We start from the raw sequence: 6,891 nt of genomic DNA on the forward strand, positions 1-6,891 counted from the left end.
GTGTCGGACGCCGACCACCATGGCTGGGCCGTCGCCGGGCGTGTCTGTGCTGCCCGCGGGCGGGCTGTGGCCGCCGTGTCACCTCGAGCCGCTGTGTCACCTCGAGCCGCCGCGGTGACGGCGTCCGGCAGGCTGGTGGGTACTCCGCTGGCGGTCAGCCAGCCGGGGCCGTAGACGCTGGCCGCGGCCCGCGCCAGATCGATGGCGAACTCCTGGGCGGAGGAGTGCCGGGCGGGCGGGTGCTTCTCCAGCGCGCGCCCGATCACGGCGGCGACCGGCTCCGGGGCCTCCGTCAGGTGCGCGGGCGGCACGTTGAGGTGGTGGTGGAGCATCGCCGGGACGCTCAGGTGCCGGTCGAACGGGGGCCGGCCGGCCAGCAGTTCGTAGAGGACGAGCCCGAGGGCGTACAGGTCCGTCGCCGGGCTGAGCCGGTCACCGCTGATCTGCTCCGGCGCCATGTAACGCGGCGTGCCCACCAGTCCGGTGGTGGTGGTCGCCGTGGTCTCGAGGATCTTGGCGATGCCGAAGTCGGTCACCTTGGGCAGGCCGGTGCTGGTGAACAGCAGGTTGTCCGGCTTGATGTCCCGGTGCAGGACGCCCCGCGCGTGCGCGGCGGCCAGCGCGGTGGCGGCCGACAGCCCGATCGCGCAGGCCGCCGGCTGCCTCGGCCCGCCAGGCCCGCCAGGCCCGGAAAGGCCGTTGCCACGCCGCTGCCGGCCGTCCGGGCCGGTGGCGAACCGCTGGCGCAGGCTGCCGCCGGTCAGTTTCTCCATCACCAGCAGGCACAGGCCACCGCGTTCCACATAGTCGTAGACCCGGACGACATGGGGATGGTCGAACCCGGCGAGCAGCCGCGCCTCCACCAGGAACCGTTCGCGGACCTCCTCGGCCCCGCCGTCCTCCTCGGGCAGCACCTTGACGGCGACATCACGCTGGATCAGTCTGTGCCGGCCGGCGAAGACCACACCGAAGCCCCCGCGGCCGAGCTCGTCACCGACGTCGTAGTCCGGTAACGCGGCCGCTACCCGTGCGCGGTCGACTGCCATGTCGTGGTCCTACTCGATTCCTCGGGGTCGCCGGCGCGCGGGAAAGGGAAGCGAACGAAGTACACAGGCCAACGAAGTGCCTGAAGTGTACGAAGTGCGTGGAGCGCACATGGTGGCACCACCGCCGGCCGCCAGCTGCCCGGGTGGCCGGCGACACGCGGTAAGGATCATGATCCGACGGTTCCCGGCCGGTCTACCCGGTCTGGGCAACGGTCGTGATGATGCCGGTGGTGCTGACGCGCCGGACGCGGTCGTTCTTGTCGTCGGCGATGTAGAGGTTGCCGGCGCCGTCGACGGTGACGCCGGTCGGGCTGGACAGCTGCGCCCGGACAGCCGCCGCGCCGTCCCCGGCGGAGCCGGCGGTCCCGTTGCCGGCGACAGTGGTGATCACGCCGTTGGTGGCCACCCGCCGGATGCGCTCGTTGCTGTAGTCGGCGATGTAGAGGACGCCGTCCGGGCTGAGGGTGGCGCTGGGGACGCGCAGCTGGGCCGCGGTGGCCGGGCCGCCGTCCCCGCCGTAGCCGGAGGTGCCGTTCCCGGCGGCGGTCGTGATGACACCGTCGGGGCTGACCTTGCGGATCCGCGCGTTGCCGAGTTCGGATATGTAGAGAGTGCCGTCAGCGGCCACGGCCAGGTTGTTGGGGTTCTTGATCTGGGCCTGGGCGGCCGGGCCGCCGTCGCCGGAGAAGCCGGCCGTGCCGGTGCCGACGACCGTCGTGATGATCCCCTGCGGGTCGATCTTCCGGATGCGCTGGTTGTCGTAGTCGGAGATGTAGACCGAGCCGTCCGCGGCGATCGCCAGCCCGTAGGGCTCGTTGAGCTGGGCCGCCGTCGCCGGGCCGCCGTCGCCGGAGAAACCCGCGGTGCCGGTGCCGGCGATCGTCGTGATGATCCCCCGCGGGTCGACCTTCCGGATGCGGTGGTTGTGCGAGTCGCTGATGTAGACGTTGCCGTCCGCGTCGACGGCCGTTGTGGCCGGGCTGTCCAGCTCCGCCTGGGTGGCCGGGCCGCCGTCGCCGCCGAAGCCCGCGTTGCCGCTGCCGGTGCCGGCGACGGTGGCCACGGTTCCGTCCGGGGAGATCTTGCGTACCTGGTGGCTGGTCCAGTCGGTGATGTAGAGCGCGCCCGCCCGGTCGATCGTGACGTCGTACGCGTCCAGGCCGGGCAGGGTCAGCGCCGTGCCCGAGTAGGCGGTGCCCGGGACGAACAGCGCGGAGCGCTGGGGCGGGGCGTCTGCGCCCGAGGCCGCCACCAGGGTGATGCCGATGCTCAGTGCGGCGACCACGACGAACACGACTCCGGTGATCAGCCACATCCGGCGGCGGGACGGCCGTCGCTGGCCCTGCGGCCATCCCGGGCCGGGTCCCGGGGGTGGCTGCGGGCCCGCGGGCACCCGCCCGTCCCGGGGCCCGGACGGCCCGGACGGCCCGCCGCCGGGAGCGAACGGGTTGGGCTGCCACCAGTCCGTACCGGGCCGGCCCGGCGGGGGGTACGGGGCCGGGCCGGCCGGCGCCGCCGGCGGGAAGGCGTCGGGGGTGCCCGGCGGCGGCCCACCGGCCGGCGGGGCCGGTGCCGGGTATCCCGCCGGTGGCGCCCAGTAGGGGGCCTGGGGCCCGGCGGCGGCCCGGCCGCCGTACGGAGGCTGGTACGCCCGCGGCTGCGGCTGCTGCGGCTGTTGCCCGGACCATCCCGGCTGTGGCTGTGGCTGTGGCTGTGGCTGTGGGCTCGCGGGCCACGGCCGCGGCGGCTGGGGACCGGATCCCGGCGTCCCGGGCTGCCCGGACGGCGTTTCCACGCCCCGGACGGTCGGCTCCGACCCGGACGCCTGGCCCAGCGCCGCGTGCCGCACCTCGTCGTCCAGCAGCACCTTGATCCCGCAGCGGGCGAGCCAGTTCGGGCCGAACGCGCCCGCGGCGGCCCGGGCGAGCTCGAGGGCGAATGCGGTGGCGCCGGTGAAGCGGGCGGCGGGCTCCTTGGCCAGCGTGCGCATGATGACCGCGTTGAGGGCGGCGGGCATGTTCTCGAGCGGGAGCGGGGTGACGTTGAGATGGTGGTTGACGAGCGCGCCCACGGACAGGGAACGGCCGAAAAGAGGACGTTGGGCGAGTAACTCGTAGAGCACTCCGCCGAGCGCGTAGAGATCGGTGGAGGCGTGCAGCCGTCCCCCGGTGATCTGCTCGGGGGCCATGTAGCGCGGTGTCCCGAGAATCCCGCTGGCGGTCGTCTCGGTGCCCTCGAAAATCTTCGCGACGCCGAAGTCGGTGACCTTCAGCAGCCCGTCGGAGGCGAACATCATGTTGTCGGGCTTGATGTCCCGGTGCAGGACGTTGTGGGCGTGCGCGGCCTGCAGCGCCGCCGCGGCCGCCAGGCCCAGCGCGCAGGTGGCCTCCGGCGGGATCGGGCCGGTCGCCAGCCGCTGGCGCAGGGTGCCGCCGGGGAGCAGTTCCATGACGAGCAGGCAGGTGCCCTGATGCTCGATGTAGTCGTGGATGCGCACGATGTGCGGATGGTCGAGTTCGGCCAGGACGCGCGCCTCGGCGAGGAAGCGGGTCCGCAGGTCCGCGTCGTTGGCCGTGTCGAGCAGCACCTTGATCGCGACGTTGCGGCCGATCAGCCGATGGCGGCCGCCGAGGACCAGCCCGTAGCCACCGCGGCCGAGTTCACTCTCGACCTGGTATCCGGGGAGAGCGGCCTCCACCAGGGAGCGATCAATCAACAAAGGTCAGTTCCGTCCGCCACCGTATGGACAGCTGTTCCCGCATCCGCGCCGGAGCCGCAGAACAACCGGAGCCGCAAAACAGTCGTGAGTGTACGACCGTCACCGTCCGCCGATCCTGTCGCGGGTCACAACCGGCGCTGACAGATGGGTGACACGAATCATAGCCAGCGACAGCCGGTCACGTTCATGATCTATCCGTATCCGCGGTGTCACATCTACTGGTGGACGGCCTGCGCCGGCTCCCGGCGGTACCGCGCCGCCGCGGCGGCCCGCCGGGTGACGCGCGCGGTGACCTGCTGGGCATGCGGTGACGTGGACCCGGCACGGGGGCATGCAGCATCGTGGGCATGTCGCGCCCGCGCCCGCAGCCGTCCAGCCGGGAGGTTCCCGAAGATCATGTCGTCCATCGAGCCGTCCCACGGTGCCGTCCAGCACGATTCCCTGATAACCGGCACGCCGGAATGGGCGGCGCTTGAGAAGCACCACGCGGAGCTCGCCGGTGTCCACCTGCGCGGCCTGTTCGACGACGACCCGCGCCGGGGCGAGACGTTCACCGCGGCGGCCGACGGCCTCCACCTCGACTTCTCCAAGAACAGGATCACCGCCCGGACGGTGGAGCTGCTGGTCGCCCTGGCCGAGCGGGCCCGGCTGCGGGACCAGATCGAGGCCATGTTCACCGGCCAGCGGATCAACACGACCGAGGGCCGGGCGGTGCTGCACGTCGCGCTGCGCGCCCCCGCGGACGCCGTCATCGAGGTGGACGGCGTGAACGTGGTGCCCGCGGTGCACGCCGTGCTCCAGCGGATGTCCGCGTTCGCCGACAAGGTCCGTTCCGGGGTCTGGCGGGGCGCCACCGGAAAGCACATCCGGACGGTCGTGAACATCGGGATCGGCGGGTCGGACCTCGGCCCGGCCATGGCGTACGACGCGCTGCTGGACTACTCCGACCGCTCGATCCGGTTCCGTTTCGTCTCCAACGTCGACGGCACCGACATCTGGGAGGCGACGCACGACCTCGACCCGGCCGAGACGCTGTTCGTCGTCTCGTCCAAGACGTTCACCACCCTGGAGACGCTCGCGAACGCCCGCACCGCCCGCGCCTGGGTGACCGACGCGCTCGGGCCGGACGCCGTCCCGTCCCACTTCGTGGCGGTGTCGACGAACACGGCGGAGGTGACCGCGTTCGGTATCGACAGCGACAACATGTTCGAGTTCTGGGACTGGGTCGGTGGGCGCTACTCGGTGGACTCCGCGATCGGCCTCTCCCTGATGCTGGCGATCGGGCCGGAGCATTTCCGTGACCTGCTCGCCGGGTTCCACGCGATGGACGTCCACTTCCGGACGGCTCCGTTCGAGCGGAACCTGCCGGTGCTGCTGGGGCTGCTCGGCCTGTGGTACCGGGACTTCTTCGGCGCGCAGACCCACGCCGTCCTGCCCTACAGCCACTATCTGGGACGGTTCCCGGCGTACCTGCAGCAGCTCGACATGGAGAGCAACGGCAAGTCCGTGGACCGCTCCGGCCGGCCGGTGTCCACGCCCACCGGCCCGGTGGTGTGGGGCACGCCCGGGACCAACGGCCAGCACGCCTACTTCCAGCTCCTCCACCAGGGCACCGCGCTGGTCCCGGCCGACTTCATCGGCTTCGTCCACCCGGACCACGACGTGCCGGCGAACCCGGACACCGGGACGGACCACCACGTCCTGCTGATGGCGAACTTCTTCGCCCAGACCGAGGCGCTCGCCTTCGGCCGCAGCGCCGAGCAGGTCGCCGCCGAAGGGGCCGACCCCGCCCTCGTCCCGCACCGGACGTTCCCGGGGAACCGGCCGACCAGCACGATTCTCGCGGACCGGCTGACGCCGTTCACCCTCGGTCAGCTCATCGCCCTCTACGAGCACAAGGTCTTCACCCAGGGGGCGCTCTGGGACATCAACAGTTTCGACCAGTGGGGCGTGGAGCTCGGCAAGCTGCTGGCACAGCGCATCATTCCGGAACTGTCAGCGGATACCACGGACAGTGACGACATTGCCGGGGCCGCCGGGGCCGCCGGGGCCGGGCGGCTGGACCACGACAGCTCCACCAACAACCTCATCCGCCGCTTCCGCGAGGCCCGGCGCGCATCGAGGTGACCCGGGTGGCGGCCCGCGCCGGCCCGGTGACCGTCAGGAGCCGGCCCGTGGGCCGCCCGGCGGCTCCCACCGGGCCCGCGCCCCGGGAGAGTCGGAATCTTTGGTCACGCTCGGTAGTATCGCTGTGTCGAGTGTGTGTATCTCGTGGCTCGGGGAAAGACCACGGCTGTTGACGATTCTCATCCGGTCTCGTCCGGAGGTGTGGCAACGGGTGACAGTGGTGGGAAGCCGGCGGTATCACCGGGGGGCAAAAGCATGCAGGTGCAGGCCGGTCGGCTGCGCATGTCGGTGACGCGGTCCGAGTGCGAAGTGATCATCGTACTCGACGGCGAGCTCGACACCCGCGGCCGGTTGCGATTCCGTCAGCAAATCCATGAGCTGCTCGGCCATGGCGGCACCGACGTGGTGGTGGACGTCGGCGGCCTGACCGCCATCGACATCGCCGGGATGGCCGCGCTCCTACGGGCCGACCTGCTGTTGCGCGGGGTCCACTCGACCGTGCGGATCCGGGGGGCGTCCCCGGCGTTCATGGCGCTGCTGCGTTCCACCGGCCTGACCGGCCGGCTGCAGGTCGAGCCCGGGCCGCGACGGTCAGCCACCGGTGCGGCGGCCCGGGCCACCGCCACCAGCTCCGCGCACTGACCGGCCGCGCGAGCCGGCGCGCTGGCGGTGGCCACGCGCCGGCCACGGGCCGGCCACGAGTACCGGTCAGGGCGCTGCGGGTGCCGGCCGGGTGTGCCCTCATCGGGCGCACCGGCCAGCGCGCGGACACCCGCCCTTCTCCGTGCCGCGAGGTTTCCCTCTCCACGCGGCTGTCGCACTCCCCTGCCGACGGCCGCCTTCGGCGGATCCGTTACAGCCCCAGCAGGTTACGTACCCCGGCATGTGACGCGGACGCGCATGACAGCTGGCACGCGTGACGCTGCCAGCGGCCTCGGGTACCCGTCGGCGGCCCCGGACGGCGAGCTGGCCGGGGGCGGGGGCTGGTCAGGGGCGGAC

General features: G+C 72.3%; 4 protein-coding genes. 2 read left to right on the top strand and 2 right to left on the bottom strand.

The window, feature by feature from the left end:
* On the bottom strand, positions 1-1,046 hold a 1,046-nt coding region (locus tag AC5LUJ_RS08930; RefSeq protein ID WP_493464761.1), incomplete at its 3' end, for a serine/threonine-protein kinase.
* Positions 1,047-1,239: 193 nt separating this feature from the next.
* On the bottom strand, positions 1,240-3,765 hold the full coding sequence (locus AC5LUJ_RS08935; RefSeq protein WP_493464762.1) for a protein kinase domain-containing protein: 2,526 nt from the start codon (positions 3,763-3,765) through the stop codon (positions 1,240-1,242).
* A 396-nt stretch (positions 3,766-4,161) separates the two neighbouring features.
* Between AC5LUJ_RS08935 and pgi the strand changes: the two genes are divergently transcribed.
* Both pgi and AC5LUJ_RS08945 read left to right on the top strand, forming a co-directional pair.
* Positions 4,162-5,892, top strand: coding sequence for a glucose-6-phosphate isomerase (pgi, locus tag AC5LUJ_RS08940; protein WP_250284515.1), 1,731 nt, complete (start codon positions 4,162-4,164; stop codon positions 5,890-5,892).
* Between the two features lie 282 nt (positions 5,893-6,174).
* Positions 6,175-6,534, top strand: a complete 360-nt coding sequence (locus tag AC5LUJ_RS08945) for an STAS domain-containing protein (protein ID WP_493464763.1) — start codon at positions 6,175-6,177, stop codon at positions 6,532-6,534.
* The last annotated feature ends 357 nt before the right edge of the window (positions 6,535-6,891 follow it).

The sequence above is a fragment of the Protofrankia sp. CiP1_Cm_nod3 genome (assembly GCF_982290655.1).